Source organism: Candidatus Brevundimonas colombiensis (assembly GCA_029202665.1).
Taxonomy (GTDB): domain Bacteria; phylum Pseudomonadota; class Alphaproteobacteria; order Caulobacterales; family Caulobacteraceae; genus Brevundimonas; species Brevundimonas colombiensis.
Map to the genome: position 1 here is coordinate 120,599 of CP119326.1, position 18,504 is coordinate 139,102.

An 18,504-nucleotide genomic window follows, 5' to 3' on the forward strand; every position below is an offset into this window, starting at 1 on the left:
CTTTACGCTAGAAAAAGAAGGGCCGCCGCTCGAAAGCGACGACCCAGTCCTCGGAGAGATTTCAATACTTGTAAGTCGCGCCCAAGAAGAAGCGGCGCCCCGAATAGCCCCTGTTGATCAGGCGAATGTCGCCTGCATAGGTGCTTTCATCCTCCTCGGTCAGGTTCTTGCCTTCCGCGAACAGCGTCAGCCCCTTCAGGCCCGGCTTCCACGAAATCTTGCCATCCAGATAGCCCGTCGGCTCCTTGATGATCGGATTGCCCGATTGGTCGGCGGCCGTGACCAGATATTCCGAACGATAGTTGTAGGCCAGGCGGGCGTTGATCGGTCCACGTTCATACCACAGGGTGGCGTTGTAGCTGGTGCTGGAGAGACCGGGATAGGTCAGCTCCGAACCGTCCAGCTTGCTGTAAACACCGACATCCGATGCATCCTGATAGGTGAAGTTCACGTCAGCGCCGAAGCCCGACAGCACCCCCGGCAGGAAGGTGAAGGCCGTCTTGGCCGTCAGTTCGATGCCCGAAATCTTGGCGCCTTCGCCATTGATGTAGCTGTTGTAGTTATAGAGGACGCCATCGCCGAACACGTCTCTCTGTCCGAGACTGGTGCGCGATGGAATATAGAAGGTCTGAATGTCCTTGTAGAAGAAGCCGGCCGAGAACTGCGTGTCGCGGTTCGGATACCACTCGAACGACAGATCATACTGCGCCGCCTCATAAGGCTTCAGTTCGGGATTACCGGCGGAGCAGCTGTCCGGTCCGTCTTCCGCCGTGCCGTCATTGGCGTAGTCGATGGTGCAGGTCATGTCCGGGATCAGGAAGCTATACAGCGGACGAGCCATCAGCTTGGCGTAACCCACCCGCATGTTCAGCTTGTTGTCGATAATCCACGCATTGACGTTGAAGCTGGGCAGCCACTTTGTGTAATCGCGCGTGTACTCGACCAGGCTGTTCGACACAGTCGCCGTCGACACAACATTTGTCGTCTCGTCTCGGCGTCTTTCATTGCGCTTGTAGCTGCCCGCCGTGGTGGTCTGGGTATAGACGCGACGCAACCCCAGATTCCCGACCAGATCCAGTCCGAAAATGGGCAGCGCCCAGTCCAGACGAATGTACTCCGAATCCGTCTTTTCCTTCACCCTGTACGGAATTTGATCATAGGTTTTTCCGTCGTTGCCGACGCCGGAATACAAGTTATCCAGGTTGAAGTGGCTCGTATCCAGATGCTGGGCGATCGTATTGAAGTCTGGATACATCCAGTTCGATGGCAAAGCCCCGCCGCCGTAATGGAAGTCGGACGGTAAAGACGTCATCGCTGAACCGAAAATCGAGTTGGAGAAGCCGCGCGACCAATCCTCGGTCGTATTCCAATAGCTGGTCTGATAGGGGTTGCCGTATTTCGGCGAGGTTTGGTCTGTCGTCGCGCCGTCAATGACCCGAGCAGTCGAGTTGATCGAATTGGCGTAGATGACGATGTCATCATTGGGCAAGAGCGCGTTTGCACCAGGATTGATGATGAAGCCGCCGTATCCGTACCCTTGGGCCTGGGCCTGCGAATACCGGCCGCCGAACTTGATATTGGTCAGGAAGGTCGTGCGCGGGTCAAAATCGACGTCCAGCTTATACTGATCTTCTTTATTGGACGCCTGTGAAGGGCGATACTGGATCTGATACTGGCTGACGGCGGAAGCATCCGACGGTGAGAAACCCTTGGCGAAGGTGAAGGTCGGCGCCGAGGTGCCGGGCTCCAGGCTTACAACCATGCCAGGCGTGTTGAAACTGACCGAGACGTTGTTCGTCTGGCTGATCGTTTCGCTCTTGGCGTTGGCGCCCAGGAAATCGACCTTGAAGCGGTCATTGTACCACTTCAGGCCATAGGTGATGTAGTCGGAATCCGCCTCATAGCGGAAGTCGCGCGAGGAGATGCTGAACGCAGTATCCCCACCCCGGCCATTCGTGCCCACGCAGTTGCCGACGGTGTATTGGGTGACGTTGTGGTTTGCATCCACCACGACGCCTGGGACATTCCCGGCGGTTGAAGCGCTCACGCGCGGACAGGTCGTGCCGACTATGTAGTTCAACCGGTCCAGCGACGTGAAGTCGGTGCCGTAGTTGATGTCGTTCAGCTGCTGCGTGCGGCGATTGGTCTGATAGGTGACGAAGCCGCGCAGATTGTCGGCGAACTTGTATTCGGCGGTGAACTCTCCCGAAGTCCGCTCGTCCTCACGCGTCCAGACACGATAGCGCGGCACACGAGGACTATAATCGTACCACTGACTCAGACAGGCCGTCCGCGCATCACTTGTCTTCAACAGGTTCGCGTCGGGCGTCGCCATCGTCGCACAGCCCGCCTGAGTGCCGACAGCGGCGATATAGTCGTTCACAGCCCGACTATATTCGGGATTGTAGTAGCTTGCGGTCTTGTCCGGTGACTTATCAAAATCGGCCAGACGCGCCCACGAGTGGTCGTCGTAGAAGTCGCCGCGTGTCTGGACATTGTCATAGGTGACGTTGGCCATCAGGCCCAGACGGCCCTCCAGCAGTTGGGTGGCGCCGAAGAAGCTGGCCCGCGGCGTCCAGTCCGGCAGGGTGTCCAGCTTCTGGCCTGCCACACTCATGGAGAAGGTGGGCTTGCGGAAGTCCAGCGGACGGCGGGTTTGCACCGACACCGTGCCGCCGATGGCGCCTTCGGTCATGTCGGCGGTGAAGCCCTTGAAGACGTCGATCGACTTGACGATCTCGGCCGGCAGTTCGCGGAAGTCGTTGGACCGGCCGCCGCCGCCATAGACGTTCAGATTGCCCGCCGTGGACAGGACGCTGACGCCGTTGATCTCAACCCGGTTCAGGTCGGGCTCCACGCCGCGGATCGACACGGCGTTGCCTTCGCCGAAGTCACGCGACAGCTGAACCCCGGTGACGCGGCCCAGGGCCTCGCCGACGTTCTTGTCGGGGAACTGGCCGATGTCGTCGGCGACGATGGAGTCCGACACGGTGCTGGCCGAACGCTTGCGGTTCATGGCCGACTGAAGGCTGGAGCGCGTGCCGACCACCACGACTTCATCGACGGTCGCAACCGGGGCGCCCGACGCCTGGGTTTCAGTCGCCTGTTGCGCGTTCGCGGCGCCGGCGGACGCCAGCATGAGCGCGGCGGCGCCGGCGGTGTACATGAAACGGCGAGCCCGTCGCCCGTTCGACTGTGTCGTCACTGAAGTTCCTCCTCCGGCCTATGGCCTTATTGTTTGAGCGGAGCCTTCGCAGCCGCCCCCCGGCGGCTTCGTTGCTTGAAGGCTGTGGCGCGAGCTTCATGGCTCGCCAGTTCGTCTATGGCCGGCCTGCACGCCGGCGCTCATCGCCGGTCGCGAAGACGCGTACCCTCACGCTTTCCCTCCTGCAGGCGGTCCTTGGCGGACTCGAATTCTCGCTGCGGAACCCGCTATAGCACCGACGACCATTTGTGCCAAATATGAATTTGGTATCTCATATTTTGAGATTTACTGGACGCCGCTTTAGATTTTTTCGTCAGACGAGTCGGTTGCGGCCCCAGAGACGGTCGAATTTCCAGCCGGTCAGGCTTTCGACGATCTGGCGGGCTTCAGGACTGGAGGGTTGTGTTTCACCCGCGCGCAACCGGTCGATCTCGGTCATCAGAACCTTGTGGCTGGGCTGATCCAGACGGAACGACCACGACAGGATCGCGCCCGCCGCCATGACCAGGATCGGTCCTGCGACCAGCAGACCGGCGACCGAGGCGACCGCACCCGGCGTCTGCGCGACCACGCCCCCCGCCGCCCCGGCCTTGGGCGAGACATAGCCGCCCGTCTCGATGATCCAGCCGGTCAGGATGATGGCGCCGGACTGGGCCACCTTGCGCACCAGGGTCATGACCCCGGCGAAGATGCCCTCGCGCCGCTGGCCCGTGACCGCCTCGTCCACGTCCGGCAGATAGTTATAGACCGACCAGGGCACGAAGTTCAGCGTACCGCGCCCCAGCCCCGCCAGGACGATCGGCCCCAGCAGCCAGAAGGCGGCGCCCAGGTTAAACCCGCCCGAGACCGGATTGATCAGGGCGAACAGATCCTGCCCCCCGACCATCGGCCGCACGAAATAGAAGATCAGCAACAGCATCAGGGCGGCGGTGAAGAAACCCGCCGCGATCCGATAGGCGATCACCGGCCCAATGCGGATGACCAGATTGATCGCGACCATCACCGAAAGCAGCTGGGCGACATACATCACCGTCATCATCTGCGAGATCATCACCGTCGCGCCCAACATCACCGTGGCCACGAAGATCGGGAAGGCGGTGTTGAAGATGTCCTGCGAAATATAGCCGCCCAGATAGATCGACAGATGCTGGCGGAAGGCGCGGATGCGCAGCGTCGAGAACAGGTCACGGAACATATTGACCGGGATCAGGGCCGCCCGGCGCAAGTTCAGCGGCTCGGCCTTCATCGCCTTTTCGTCGTCGGTGAACGGTCGCTCCCAGGTGAAGATCACCACCAGGATCACCACGGCGCTGAACAACAGGCCGAAGATGGTCGCCATGATCAGGAAGGTCTGGGCTGAATCCTTGCCGCCGAAGTTGTTGATGATCAGGGTCGGCAGATAGGAGGCCAGGATGGCCGAGCTTTGCGCCACCAGCATACGCGCCCCGGCGAACTTGGCCTTCTCCTTGTAATCCTTGGTCATTTCGGCCGCGAGCGTCTCCCACGGAATGAGAAACATCGTGTAGAGCAACTCGAAGAAGATGAAGGTCGTCAGATAATAGACGAAGGTCTGGCCGCTGATGAAGATCAGGGCGAAGCTGGGCAGCAGCGGAATGGTGATCAGCAGGAAGATCTTCCTGCGCCCCACCGTTCGCCCGATCCAGGTGTGGCGCAGATTGTCCGACACATAGCCGATCAGAGGACAGGTGATGGCTTCCAGCAGGCGCGGTAGGCCCAGGATCAGGCCCGCCTGCACCGGCGTCAGGTCGCAGAAGGTCGTGAAGAAGTAGAACAGCCAGCCGGTGATGACGGCCTGCGCCCCCGCCCCCAGCATGTCGCCGGAGCCCCAGCCCCAATAGTTGTACCAGCGCGGGGTGCGGGGGGACGATTGCGTGGACGTCATCTCGACTTCTCCAGACCGCGCCGCGTCAGATGTACTGACGCAGGAATTCACCCAGGCACAGGATCGCCAGGGACTGGCCGTAAGGCATGGAGGTCAGGGGAATATCCTTGTAGCCCTGCAGCTCGTCGAAGACCGGGGTGCCGAACGACACCTGCTGCAGTTCGCCGTCGTCGGAGATGTTGGCCAGGACGCCCTTGACCGCCTGCAGCGCCATCGGGGCGTATTCGGCGCTGATGTAGCGTTTGCGGACCGCCTTCAGGATTCCGTAGGCGAAGCCAGCAGTAGCCGAAGCCTCCAGATAGCTGTCGTGATCCGGGATCAAGGTGCGCCACAGGCCGCTCTCGTCCTGATGCTGGGCCAGGGCCTTCACCTGCGCCTCCAGAGTCTCGATCAGGAAGCGACGCAGGCTGTCCTCGGGCGGCAGGTCCAGCAGTTCGATGAACTCCGGGATGGCGATGGTGACCCAGCAGTTGCCGCGCGCCCACAGCGCATCGGCGAAATTGTGCCGCCCCAGGAAGGTCCAGCCGTGGAACCACAGGCCCGTCTTGCGGTCGAACAGATATTTGATGTGGATGAGGAACTGCTTCTTGGCCTCCTCGACATAGTGCGGGCGGTCCAGCACCAGGCCGATCTTGGCCAGCGGCAGGACGCTCATCATCAAGGTGTCGTCCCAAAGCTCCTGCGGGTTCTCGTCGTTGAAGACGATGTGCTGGAAACCGTCCTCCTCGGTGCGCGGCAGGCCGTCCATCAGCCATTCCGCCCAGGTATCGAGGTAGGGAATGAAGGTCTGGTCGCCCGTCTGCTCGTACAGATAGGCCAGGGTCAGGAAGGGCGAGACGGTGTTGATGTTCTTGGTCGGCGTTCCGGCGGCGAACCGGTCGCGGAACCAGTTCAGCATGATGTCCAGCGCGGCCGGATCATTGGTCTGCTCATACAGCTTGTAGATGCCGTACAGGCCGATGCCGTGCGTCCACTCCCAGTCGTTCCAGCCCTTGGTGTCGATGACCCGACCATCTTCCAGACGCAGCAGGAATTCGCCGGTGTCGTCCTTGATGTTCACCAGATTGTCCATCAGGCGCGCGATGGCGTCGCGAACGTCGGCGTGGGGCAGGTCGTGGATCAGGTTCGGCATCGCGGATTCCCAAGGCGCCGAGGCGCCGTCATTCAAATCAGGGCGGAGTTGAACAGGCAGGGACTTCCACGGGCGCGACAGCGACAAGCCGTCTCACGCGCCCTTGGCCTCCCCGATAGTTTCACCCTATTCCCGAAAACGACGCCTAGCAACGCCGTCCCATTTCTTATATGTCACTCTCATTATGTGAGCATAAATGCGCCGTCAAGAACGGCGCGGAGACTCTGTAAAGCCTTCGGGGCGGGCCGTTCGCCAAGAACGGAATGTCGCGATCAACCTGTGCGAGACCAAAGACCATGTCCGATCCCATGTATGACAAGACTTATCAGGCGACCCATCCGGACATGATGGAAGGCGCGACGAACCAGCAGTTGCGTGATCGTTATCTGGTCGGCGGCCTGTTCACGCCGGACAAGGTCAGCCTGAACTATTCGCACAACGAGCGGATGGTGCTGGGCGGGGCCATGCCGGTCGCCGGCGCCCTGAGCCTGCCCACCCATTCCGAGCCGCCGTCCCTGGCGGGCAAGCCCTTCCTGCACGCGCGCGAACTGGGCGTGGTCAACATCGGCGGCGCCGGTTCGGTGACGGTCGACGGCGAAACGGTCGAGCTGGCCTTCCGCGACGGTCTGTATGTGCCGATGGGGTCGAGCGACGTCACCTTCGCCTCAAAGGACGCGGCCGAACCGGCCCGCTTCTATCTCATCGCCATGCCGGCCCACGCCCGCTACGACCTGACCAAGATCTCGATCGAAGAGGCCGTGCCGCTGGAGATGGGGTCGCTGGAGACGTCGAACGAGCGCACCATCTATCAGTATATCGTCCCGGCCAAGGTGAAGTCGTGCCAGCTGCTGCTGGGCGTCACGGTACTGAAGCCCGGTTCGGTGTGGAACACCATGCCGCCGCACCTGCACGACCGTCGCTCGGAGGCCTATCTCTACTTCGGTCTGGGCGAGAACGACCGCGTCTTCCACTTCATGGGCGAGCCGGACAACGCGCGCCACATCGTCATGGCCGACGGTGAAGCGGTGATCAGCCCGCCGTGGTCGATCCACATGGGTTCGGGCACCTCCAACTACACCTTCATCTGGGGCATGGGCGGCGAGAACCTGGACTACACCGACATGTGCAAGCTCGACATCTGCCAGCTGCGCTGATCGGGACAGGGGAGAGACACGCCATGAGCAATCCGTTTGATCTGACCGGCAAGGTGGCGCTGGTCACGGGCGGCAACACGGGTCTGGGTCAGGGCATCGCCCTGGCCCTGGCCGAGGCGGGCGCCGACATCGTTTCGGTGGCCTTGTCCGATTCCGACGACACCGTGGCCCAGGTGAAGGCGATGGGCCGCCGCGCCCACGCCGTCAGCGCCGACCTGACCTCGATCGAGCCGGTCGAGCGCGTGCTGGCCGAGGCGCTGGAGGCGATGGGCCGAGTGGACATTCTGGTCAACAACGCCGGTCTGATCCGCCGCGCCGACGCGGTGGACTTCACCGAGGCCGATTGGGACCTGGTGATGAACATCAACCTGAAGACCGTCTTCTTCATGAGCCAGGCGGTCGCCCGTCTGTTCATCAAGCAAGGCGACGGCGGCAAGATCATTAACATCGCCTCCATGCTGTCCTTCCAGGGCGGCATCCGCGTGCCGTCCTACACCGCATCCAAGTCGGGCGTGGCGGGTCTGACCAAGCTGATGGCCAACGAATGGGCGCCGCACGGCATCACCGCCAACGCCATCGCCCCCGGCTATTTCGCCACGGCCAACACCCAGGCCCTGCGCGAGGACCCGGTGCGTTCTGCCGAGATCCTGGGCCGCATCCCCGCCGGCCGCTGGGGCCAGCCCTCGGACCTGGGCGGCGCGGCGGTCTTCCTGGCCAGCCGGGCCTCCGACTATGTCCAGGGCGCCATCCTGCCGGTCGACGGCGGCTGGCAGGCGCGCTGACGCCGGGTTAGCGTTCGCACATGACCAACACCGCCTCGGGTTCTTCGGCCGCCGGCCACGGCGCCATCCTCTGCTTCGGCGAGATGCTGCTGCGGCTGTCGCCGATCCAGAACGAGCTGCTTTTGCAGTCCCCCGCCTTGACCGTGCGTCCGGGCGGGGCCGAGGCCAATGTCGCCGTGTCCCTGGCCCGCTTCGGCGTTCCGACCCGCATGGCCACCGTCCTGCCCGACAACGCCCTGGGCCGCGCGGCCCGCGATGCGGTGCGCCAGCACGGCGTGGACACCACCTCCATCGTCTTCACGCCGGGCCGGATGGGGCTGTATTTCCTGACGCCGGGCGCGGTCAGGCGTCCGTCCGAAGTTCTCTATGACCGGGCCGGTTCGGCCTTCGTCGACCAGGTGAACACGGTCTTCGACTGGGATCGGCTGCTGGACGGCGTCGAATGGCTGCACGCCTCGGGCGTCACGCCCGCGACCGGCCCCAACGGCTCGGCCGCCGCCGTCGCCCTGATCGAGACCGCCGTCCGAAAGGGCGTCAAGGTCAGCTATGACGGCAACTTCCGCGGCAAGCTGTGGGAGCAGTGGGACGGCGATCCGCCCGCGACCCTGGGCCGGATGCTGGCGGGGGCCAGCATCGCCTTCGCCGACGACCGCGACTTCGCCCTGGTGCTGAAGACCGCCTTCGACAGCCCCGACCCGGCCGAGCGTCGGCGCCGGGCCGCCGCCGCCGCCTTCGCCGCCTTCCCCCGGCTGGAGCGGATCGCCTGCACCCTGCGGGTTCAGGACAGCGTCGCCGACCAGGCCCTGTCCGCCGTCATGCTGACGCGCGATGGGGACGATGTGATCGAGACCCAGGCCGAGGCCATCCACCTGACCGGCGTGGTCGACCGGGTCGGCGGCGGCGACGCCTTCGCGTCAGGCGTCCTGTTCGGCCTGTGGAGCCGCTGGCCCGATCAACAGGCGCTGGACTTCGGGCTGGCGGCGGCGGGCCTGAAACACTCGGTCCCCGGCGACTTCAACCTGGTCTCCACCGAAGACGTTCACGCCGCCATGAACGACGGCGGATTCGACATCCGGCGATAGGCCGAACCCTGACAAGGAAAGACCCGCGATGCTGACGGCGATCCTCATGGCGGCGGCGATTTCGACCTGGCGGTTCGATCTAGCGGCCCAGCCGACCGCGCCGGACCGGATCGCGGTCCCTCCGGGCCAGACCTATCAGCCGAACGCCTATGGGTTCGAGCCGGGCGGCGCGTCGGACAGCTATCTGTTTTCGGCCGCCGTGGCTGAAGGCGTCTATCGCGTCACCATCCGCTTCGGCGGCGTGCAGGCCGGACGCACGACGGTCAAGGCCGAGGCCCGCCGGTTGATGCTGCGCGATGTCGTCACCGCGCCCGGCGCCTATCAGACCCGCAGCTTCCTGGTCCATGTGCGCGGCCCCGCTCTGCCCCCGCCCCCCGCCAATGCGCCGGGCGGAACGGCCGTGGTCCTGACGCCGCAGGAGCTGGCCTCTCGCACCTGGGACGACCGGCTGACACTGGAATTTCTGGATCGCCCGCAGGTCGCGTCCATCGACATCGAGCCGGTCGCGGCGCCCGTGGTTTATCTGGCAGGCGATTCCACCGTCACCGACCAGCCGTCCGAACCGGCGGCCAGCTGGGGCCAGATGCTGCCCGCCCTGCTGACGCCCAATGTCGCGGTGGCCAACTACGCCCAGTCGGGCGAGACGCTGAAATCCTTCATCAGCGAGCTGCGTCTGGCCAAGATCCTGACCACGCTGAAGGCGGGAGACTGGCTGCTGATCCAGTTCGGCCACAACGACCAGAAGACCCAGTGGCCCCAGACCTATGTCGATCCCGAGACCACCTATCCGGCCTATCTGAAGGTCTTCATCGCCGAGGCGAAGCGACGCGGCGCCCATCCCATACTCGTCACCTCGCCCGAGCGTCGCAACTTCCGCCACGGTCGCATCCAGGACACCCTGGGCGCCTATGCTGAGGCCGCGCGCCGGGTCGCGCGTGAAGAGAACGTGCCGCTGATCGACCTGAACGACGCATCCCGCCGCATCTATGAGGCGCTGGGGCCGGATCAGGCGGCGAACCTGTTCAACGACAACGGGGCGGACCGCACCCACTACGACAATGCGGGCGCCTGGCTGCTGGCCCGCGCCGTGGCCGCCCAGATCGCGGAAAAGGCCCCCGATCTGGCGGCCTATGTCGCGCCGGACTTCCGCCGTTTCACGCCCGACGCCCCGCCGATGGCCGAGACCGACATCGCGCCCAGCCTGACCGCCAGCCGCGAGCGCCCGCGCGGCGATTGACCGCGCGGCGAAGCGTTTGACGCGCGCGGCCCGACCCACTACCAAATGATGACACAGAATACCGAATAATCGGAACTGGAGGAATCATGAGCTCGCTTCACGGCTTCCGCATGCAGTTGAAGCCCGGCGCGGTCCAGGAATACAAGGCGCGGCACGACGCCATCTGGCCCGAACTGGCCGAACTGCTGACCGCCAGCGGCGTCAGCGACTATTCGATCTTTCTGGACGAAGAGACCCTGTCCCTGTTCGCGGTGCTGCGCCGCGCGGAAGGCCATACGCTGGACGACCTGCCGAACCATCCGCTGATGCGCAAGTGGTGGACGCATATGGCGCCCCTGATGGAGGTCGAACCGGGCGACAAGCCGTGCGAATGGCCCCTGCAACTGATGTTCCATCAAGCCTGATGCGCGCTCTTCTCCTCGCCGCCGCCGTCGCCGCCGCCCCGCTGGTTCAGGCCTCGACCGCCGTCGCCCAGACGGCCCAGGCCACCGCCGATTTCACCGCCCCGGCCCAGACCTTCGGCCGCGTCTCCTATGACGCCCGCTCCCTGATGATCGACGGCAAGCGCCTGGTCATCTGGTCCAGCGAAATGCACCCCTTCCGCCTGCCCAGCCCCGAGCTGTGGCGCGATGTGCTGCAGAAGATGAAGGCCAGCGGATTCAACACCGTCGCCTTCTATTTCGACTGGGGCTACCACAGTCCCAAACAGGGGGTTTACGACTTCACTGGCATCCGCGACCTGGATCTGTTGCTGAAGATGTCGGAGGAGGAGGGCCTCTATGTCATCGTCCGGCCCGGCCCTTACGCCAACGCCGAACTGACGCGCGGCGGCTTCCCTGGCTGGCTGGTTAATCAGCGCGCGCCGTCGCGCACGGATTCGCCCGACTATCTGGCCGCCGCCGATGAGTGGATGACCCACATCAACGGCATCATCGCCCGCCATCAGATCAACGGCGACGGCAAGGGCAACCAAGGCTCGGTCATCCTCTATCAGATCGAGAACGAGCTGGCGGTCACGACGCCCGCGCACCGGCGCTACATGGACCATCTGTACGCAAAGGCGCGGGCGGACGGCATCAATGTGCCGATCTTCCATAACGACCAGGGCCGCAACGGCTATTGGGCGCCCGAGAACTCACCCGTCGACAAGGTGGTGCATGGCCCGGTCGATCTCTACGCCTTCGACGGCTATCCGGGCGGCACCTGCACGGTCGGCGGCCAGACCACGCGCGGCGCGGCGGCCCCCGACTGGGGCTTCTATGGTCCCGGCGGGGCCAAGGGCGGCGCCTCGGCCTCGCCTTCCACGCCTGGCTTCATGGCCGAGATCGGCGGCGGCTGGTTCGACTACTGGGGCTCCAACGGCGGCTACGAGTGCAACGCCCGCCAGCGCGGCGAACGGTTCCAGCGCGTCTTCTATGGCGTGAACCTGGCCAACGGCATTTCGCTGCAGAGCATCTATGTCGGCTTCGGCGGCGCCAGCTGGGGCTGGCTGGCGGCGCCCGTGGTCTTCACCAGCTACGACTATGGCGCGGCCATTTCGGAGGCGCGCGACCTGCGGCCCAAGGCCGAGGAGATGAAACAGCTGGCGGGCCTGTTGGAGTCGGTTCCCGATCTGGCCGGCATGATCCCCGCCGGGCCGGTCGATATCTCGTCGCCCAACATCCAAGTCTATCATAACCGCAGCCCGGAGACGGACGCCCGCTTCCTCTTGGTCACGCACAAGCCGTCGAACGGCCAGAGCCACGACGACTTCACCGTCACCGCCAGCCTGCCCGACGGCCGTTATGTCGTGCCGATGACGCTGAACGGGTTCGACGCCAAATGGCTGGTCGCCGGGGTCGATCTGGCGGGACAGCGGCTGGTCTATTCGACGTCCGAGGTTCAGGCGGTCCTGCCGTCGGCGCGCCAGCCGGTCGTCCTGATGTACGGCCGCAAGGACGAGCCGGGCCAGACGGTGCTGCGCTTCGCCTCGGCCCCGACGGTGACGGTGCTGGAGGGGCAGGTCCGCTCCGCCTTCGATCCGGCGACCGGCGATCTGAAGCTGGACTACGCCCATCAGGGTCTGGCCCGCGTGAAGATCAGCGGCGGCGGTCGTTCCGACCTGTTGCTGCTGATCGGAGAAGAAAAGGAGGCCGCGCGCTTCTGGCGTCAGGGCGACGTGCTGGTGCGCGGCCCTGCCCTGCTGCGCCATGCCCGCATCGAACGCGGCCAGTTGCTTCTGACCGGCGACACCAAGGCCGAGACGCCGCTGGAGCTGTGGTCGTCGGCGTCCGTGCGATCGGTGCGCTGGAACGGCGCGACGGTCGCCACGCGCGCCACAGCGTCGGGCGGACTGGAGACGCGCGCCGCCCTGCCTGGCCCGGCCGATCTCGCCCTGCCCGCCCTGACGAACTGGCGCGCGGCGCCCGGATCGCCCGAAGCCAAGCCCGACTTCGACGACCGCGACTGGCAGGCCATCGACAACCGCGCCTACGCCAGCAACACCCTGCGCCCCGACGGTCAGCCGAACATGCTGATGGACGCCTATGGCTTCCACGAAGGCGACGTCTGGTATCGCGGCCGGTTCGAAGGCGGGCCGAACGCCCAGACGATAGAGCTGTTCTACGGCGCGGGCGGCGCCGGGATGCTGCAACTGTTCCTGGACGGCGAACTGGTCGGTCAGGACGAACTGCCCACCGGAATGCCGCGTCCGATCACCACGGGGCTGGCGCGCTTCACCCTGCCCGCCGCCGCCCGGACGCCGGGACCGCACGTCCTGTCCGTGATGGTGCGCAACAACGGCCATAACTGGAATCTGGACGCCAACGACTTCCACAAGGAAGCCCGCGGCCTGGTCTCGGTCTCAGTCGGTCCGCGCGCCGGCCCCGGCTTCTCGGTCCCCATCGCCTGGAAGATTCAGGGTCGTCAGGGGGGCGAGGACTTCACCGACACCGTGCGCGGCGTCGCCAACAACGGCGGCCTGTTCGGCGAGCGGAACGGCTGGCACCTGCCGCAGTTCGACGACACGCGCTGGGGCGCCGCCATCGTCGGTCAGGCCCTGCCGCCGGGCGTGACCTGGTATCGCACCAGCTTCGACCTGAACGTGCCCCATGGGCAGGACGCCTCCATCGCCCTGGCGTTCGGCGACATCGACAAGCCGCGTTCGGAGACGGCCTATCGCGTCCTGATCTTCGTCAACGGCTGGCACATGGGTCAGTTCATCGCCAACGTCGGGCCGCAGCGGGTCTTCACCCTACCGGAAGGCATACTGAACGCGCGCGGCCACAACACCATCGCCCTGGCCGTCTCGACCGACGGGGCGCCGGGCAATGTGCTGGAGGACGTTCGCCTGATCACCCAGCGCAATGTGCGCGGCGGGGTTCAGACCACGACCGAAGGAGCGCGGCGATGACCGCACCCCGCCTGCCGCGTCGGGTCCTGCTGGCGTTAGGAGCGGGCGCAGTCATTGCGCCCGCCGTCGCCCGCGCGCAAACGATGTCTTCGGCCACCCCTGCCGCCTCAGCACCGTTGGAGGTCCGCCCCCTTTGGCCCGGCGCCGCGCCGGGCGGCGAGGCGGTGACGGTTCAGGAACAGGTCGTCCTGCGCAATCCGAACGGCGATCCCAACGACACCGCCTTCGTCCATGTCCGCGATCCCTGGATCATGCTGCGTCGCCCTGCGCGACCCAATGGCGCGGCCATCTTGATGATCCCCGGCGGCGGCTATCAGCGCGTCGCGGTCAGCAAGGCGGGCGGCGCCATCGACGCGCGTCTGGCAGAGATGGGCTACACCGTCTTCGTCATGGATTACCGCCTGCCCGGCGACGGCTGGGCCGCCGGTCCCGCCGTCGCCCTTCAGGACGCCCAGCGCGCCATCCGCATCGTCCGCTCGCGCGCGGCGGAACTGGGCTTCGATCCCAACCGCGTCGCCGTCGCGGGCTTTTCGGCCGGCGGCCATGTGGCGGGGATGCTGACCACGCGGTTCGACAGGGACGCCTATGCACCCGTCGACGCCATCGACCGCCTGTCGGCCCGACCCGACTTCGCCGGACTGATGTTCCCGGTCGTCACCCTGACCCCGCCCTACGCCCACGGCCCATCGGCCCGCGCGCTGGTGGGCCGCGATCCGACCGAGGCCGCCCGCGACGCCTGGTCCATCGAACGCCATGTCCCCGCCGACGGCCCGCCCGTCTTCATCGCCTCGGCCGCCGACGACCGTGTCGTCCCGGTCGAGAACAGCCTGATGCTGTGGCAGGCGCTGCGGGCGCAGAATGTCGCCACCGAACTGCACGTCTTCGAAAAAGGCGGCCACGGCCTGACCGACCCCGGCCAATCGGGCCCGCCCGCCTGGGAAAGCCTGTTCGACGCCTTCCTGCAACGCGACCGCCCGACCTAAGGCGCGCTGCCGGCGTCGCCGCAAAGGGCTGATCGGAAATCCGCCATTCGGTGGATTTTCACATGACGGCACCGGCTTGACGACGGGTCCTCGGAACCTGACAGCAACCGATCAGTAGCCTTCGTGAGTGGCTTGACGATCGCGCGCCGCGCCTCCAACCACGACAGGAGGGCTTTCGACGCCGTCGCCTGTTGTCTTCCAAAAATAGAGCGCCGAAGCGCCGAAACAGACGACGCCCGCCGCCGATGTCAGCAAGGCCGCGCCCTGGAAAAAGGGGACCCAGTCCAGGTTCGGCGTCGCCAGGCTGCGGTACAGCAACAGGCCCAGACTGCCGACATAGCCCGAGGCGTCGGCGACATAGATCAGGAACCCGGCATTGGCGACCTGGCCTGTCGTAGCGATCAGCCGGTCGAACAGGACGGCGTTGAACGGGGTATAGACGATATAGACCCCCGCCCCGGTGCACAGAACCCAGACGAAGGGCGACATCCCGCCGGCCATGAAGGCCAGGGTCGACAGTCCAAGCAACAAGGCTCCTCCCGCCATCACCAGGTGGATGAGCATCAGGGCCTGATGATTTCGCTTCACCCAGACCAAGCCCGCCATGGCCGCCAGCGACAAGACCGCGACCGGCACTTCACTGGTCACAAAGACCGCCGCCTGATCGCCATAGCCCAGGGCCTCCCAGATTTCGGCGGCGAAGTTGTCGCGGAAGTCGCGGAAGGCGCTGAACAATATATAGGCGACGACCAGCATGATCAGACCCGGCCAATAGGTCGCGAGGAAACGGCGGCGCTGCTGACGATCCATTGGAACCCGGCGGGTGCGCTGGCGCTCGTCTTCGGCGTCCGGCGCCGGGATTTGCGACAGGCCCAGCACGGCTATCAGCAACAGGGGCGCGAACAGGCCGCCGACCGCCGCAGGCATCCAGAACTCATTGACCCCGGCCTGCAGCAGCAGTTTGCCCGCCGCCTTTACCACCCCGGACGACACGATGAAGCTGGCGCACAGGATGGCTCCAAGCACGTCGGACACCCGACGCCCTTCCATATAGCTGAACACCAGACCCCAGATCAGGCCCAGAGGCAGGCCGTTCAGAAACAGGGCGGCGATATTCCACGGGCGCGGAACGACGGCGAACAAGACCAGCGCCAGCCAGGACGTGGCGATCAGTCCCAGAATCAAAGCCGCGCGGCGTCCGCGCCCGACCTCGGCGATCAGCTTGACCCCGATCCATTTCGACAGGGCGTAACCGACCGCCTGGGCGATCACCAGCACCACCTTGTAGTCGATCTGTCCCGCCCAGTCGGGCAGGTCCGCAAAGGTCGCTGCCGTGAACGGCTTGCGGAAGGCGTACATCGAGAAATAGGCGGTGAACCCCGCCAGCCCCGCATAGAGGACGAAGGCGGTCGGGCGTAGCCGAGACAGGCGGTCGCTGAAGGTCATGCGGGACACGGTTATGAGGAGGATCGTCCAGCCCTAGACGGGGGCCGCGCCGCTTCCGCGACGGTTTTGCGAGGGAGTTGTTACAGCGTATTCCAGACCCGACCGGCGAACTCGCGCCGCGCCCCGTCCCATTCGACCGCCAGATCGAAGCGGCCGTTTGCGTCATATTCAGCGACCGGCAGGCGCGCCTCGCCCGCGACCGCCGCACTACGCGTTCCCGCCGCCGTCGTCAGCCTGGCGGTCCCCGTCCCGGTCAGGATCAGGGTCGCCGTCCCCTGCCCTTCCTCCAACCGCGCGCTCAGGGCGTCGCCGGAGCCGAGGATGCGACGATGGAAGCCGTCCGGCCCCATGACCTGCAGGTCGCAGTCGGCCCCGTCCCACACGTCCTCCAGCCTCTGGCCGCCCTCCACCGTATAGCGGCGCGGACCCGCTTCCAGAGCCTTGCGATCATAGACGTGGAACACCGCCCCGCGCCGTCCGGCGTTGACGAAGACCAGTCGGATCCGGCCGCCGGTCACGATGCTCTCCTCGCAGGCCAGGCGGTAGGGAGACGGACAGGCGGGGCGGTCGCCCGGCGCCTGGCTCGGCAATGACGACGTCTCTGGCGTCGGCGGGGTGGTGCGCCCCTTTAGCGCCGCCGCCCGTTCAGCCTGCGCCCGAACCGACGGCAGGCGCACGGGAACCGCGTCGCCGCCGCTGAAGTCGAAGCACGAAGTCAGGTCGCCGCAAACGGCCCGTCGCCACGGCGAGATGTTCGGCTCCATTACCCCGAACCGCGTCTCCAGGAATCGGATCACCGACGTATGGTCGAACACCTCCGAATTGACCCGCCCGCCCCGGCTCCAGGGCGAGATCGCATACAGGGGCACGCGCGGCCCCAGTCCGTAGGGCCGGCCGCGATACTCGGCCTTGTCCAGTCGCTCGTCGCCGATGCTCGGAGCCAAGTGGTATTCGCCGGCCAGATCCACGGTCGAGCCGCCCTTCAGCCCGCCTTGGGCATCGCGCGACGGCGGCGCGGGCGGCGGGACATGGTCGAAGAAGCCGTCGTTCTCGTCGAAGTTGATCAGCAGCACAGTCTTCGCCCAGACATCGGGATCGGCGGTCAGGGCGTCGATGACCTGGGCGGTATAGGCCGCGCCCTGGGCCGGGCTGGACGGGCCGGGATGTTCCGAGCCCGCCGCCGTGGCGATGACATAGGAGACCTGCGGCAGGCGTCCGGTCAGGACGTCGGCCTTCAACCCGTCCAGCGCCCGCGTCGTCAGCGCCCGCTCGACCAGGGCCGGATCGGATCCGGGCGCCCCTGAGACGGCCTTCTGGAAAGCTTCGAAACCGACCAGGGGATTGTCGGTGAAATTGTCGGCCATGTCCTGATAGATGCGCCAGTCGATACCCGCCGCCTGCAGCCGCTCCACATAGGTGGTCCAGCGATAGGGCGCCTCGTGCCCGCCATCGCGCGGCAGGTTGTCGTGGGAGTTGCCGATGCAGGGTCCGCCCCGCTCGGCCGCTCCGTCATTGGTCCCGGACCACAGCATGACCCGGTTCGGATTGGTCCCGGTCTGCAGCGAACAGAAATAGGCGTCGCACAGGGTGAAGGCGTCGGCCATGGCGTACTGAAACGGCATGTCGGCCCGTTCGAAATAACCCATCGAATGGGCCTTTTTGGCCTCGGGCCAGGCGCCCATCCGCCCCTCGTCCCAGGCCGCCTGGGCGTCGGGCCAGCTGTGCGGGGTGCCCTCGACCCGCATATGGGCGAAGGTCTGACGGGTGTTCAACGGGAAGGGCGCCAGCCAGGCGGGCCCCTCGCCGCGTCCGTCGTGCTGCAACAGCACATCCCGCGTCCGACCATTGATCGTCGGCGCCGGCGCCGGGTGCGGATCGGAGAAGCCGCGCACCCCGTTCATCGTGCCGAAGTAGTGATCGAACGATCGGTTCTCCTGCATCAGGATGACGACGTGCTCCACATCCTCGATCGTTCCTGTGCGGACGTGCGGCGCGATGCTCAACGCCCGCGCCAGAGAGGGAAAGGCCGTGGCCACGGTCAGGCCGGCCAGCAGGCCGCGGCGGTCGATCTGGATCATGCAGGCGTCTCCGGTCTCATGTCTCTGAACAGCCATGCCCGACCGCCCCGGGGGATACGGGACGATCGGGACCGGGCCGATGTGACGACGGCGAATGTGGGGCAGGTTCGC

The 18,504-nt window shown here is 65.6% G+C and carries 12 protein-coding genes; 7 read left to right on the forward strand and 5 right to left on the reverse strand.

Features of this window, described 5'->3' with window-relative positions:
- Positions 1-61 precede the first annotated feature (61 nt).
- The 3 genes from P0Y50_00460 to P0Y50_00470 form a co-directional block, all read right to left on the reverse strand.
- Positions 62-3,166, reverse strand: a complete 3,105-nt coding sequence (locus tag P0Y50_00460) for a TonB-dependent receptor (protein ID WEK40111.1) — start codon at positions 3,164-3,166, stop codon at positions 62-64.
- Between the two features lie 352 nt (positions 3,167-3,518).
- The gene (locus P0Y50_00465) at positions 3,519-5,108 is read right to left on the reverse strand and encodes an MFS transporter (GenBank protein ID WEK40112.1); all 1,590 of its coding nucleotides are present in this window, start codon (positions 5,106-5,108) and stop codon (positions 3,519-3,521) included.
- 25 nt (positions 5,109-5,133) lie between these two features.
- Positions 5,134-6,240: a glycoside hydrolase family 88 protein gene (locus P0Y50_00470; GenBank protein WEK40113.1), complete on the reverse strand. Its 1,107-nt coding sequence runs from the start codon at positions 6,238-6,240 to the stop codon at positions 5,134-5,136.
- 308 nt (positions 6,241-6,548) lie between these two features.
- Between P0Y50_00470 and kduI the strand changes: the two genes are divergently transcribed.
- From kduI to P0Y50_00505, 7 genes are all read left to right on the forward strand, one after another.
- Entirely contained in the window at positions 6,549-7,394 is an 846-nt protein-coding gene (kduI, locus tag P0Y50_00475) for a 5-dehydro-4-deoxy-D-glucuronate isomerase (GenBank protein ID WEK41501.1), read from the forward strand.
- A 23-nt stretch (positions 7,395-7,417) separates the two neighbouring features.
- Positions 7,418-8,176, forward strand: a complete 759-nt coding sequence (gene kduD, locus P0Y50_00480; GenBank protein ID WEK40114.1) for a 2-dehydro-3-deoxy-D-gluconate 5-dehydrogenase KduD — start codon at positions 7,418-7,420, stop codon at positions 8,174-8,176.
- A gap of 20 nt (positions 8,177-8,196) precedes the next feature.
- Positions 8,197-9,258, forward strand: coding sequence for a sugar kinase (locus tag P0Y50_00485; GenBank protein ID WEK40115.1), 1,062 nt, complete (start codon positions 8,197-8,199; stop codon positions 9,256-9,258).
- A 28-nt stretch (positions 9,259-9,286) separates the two neighbouring features.
- On the forward strand, positions 9,287-10,495 hold the full coding sequence (locus P0Y50_00490) for a rhamnogalacturonan acetylesterase (protein WEK40116.1): 1,209 nt from the start codon (positions 9,287-9,289) through the stop codon (positions 10,493-10,495).
- Positions 10,496-10,581: 86 nt separating this feature from the next.
- Entirely contained in the window at positions 10,582-10,899 is a 318-nt protein-coding gene (locus P0Y50_00495; GenBank protein WEK40117.1) for an L-rhamnose mutarotase, read from the forward strand.
- The gene (locus P0Y50_00500) at positions 10,899-13,886 is read left to right on the forward strand and encodes a beta-galactosidase (protein ID WEK40118.1); all 2,988 of its coding nucleotides are present in this window, start codon (positions 10,899-10,901) and stop codon (positions 13,884-13,886) included. Before P0Y50_00495 ends, P0Y50_00500 begins: the two co-directional genes overlap by 1 nt.
- The gene (locus P0Y50_00505; GenBank protein ID WEK40119.1) at positions 13,883-14,869 is read left to right on the forward strand and encodes an alpha/beta hydrolase; all 987 of its coding nucleotides are present in this window, start codon (positions 13,883-13,885) and stop codon (positions 14,867-14,869) included. Before P0Y50_00500 ends, P0Y50_00505 begins: the two co-directional genes overlap by 4 nt.
- Positions 14,870-14,980: 111 nt before the next feature.
- On the opposite strand, the gene P0Y50_00510 is transcribed toward P0Y50_00505, so the two are convergent.
- Positions 14,981-16,315, reverse strand: coding sequence for a DUF5690 family protein (locus tag P0Y50_00510; protein WEK40120.1), 1,335 nt, complete (start codon positions 16,313-16,315; stop codon positions 14,981-14,983).
- Positions 16,316-16,395: 80 nt separating this feature from the next.
- Positions 16,396-18,393 (reverse strand): phospholipase C, phosphocholine-specific, encoded by a 1,998-nt coding sequence (locus P0Y50_00515; protein WEK40121.1) that lies wholly within the window; start codon positions 18,391-18,393, stop codon positions 16,396-16,398.
- Between the last annotated feature and the right edge of the window lie 111 nt (positions 18,394-18,504).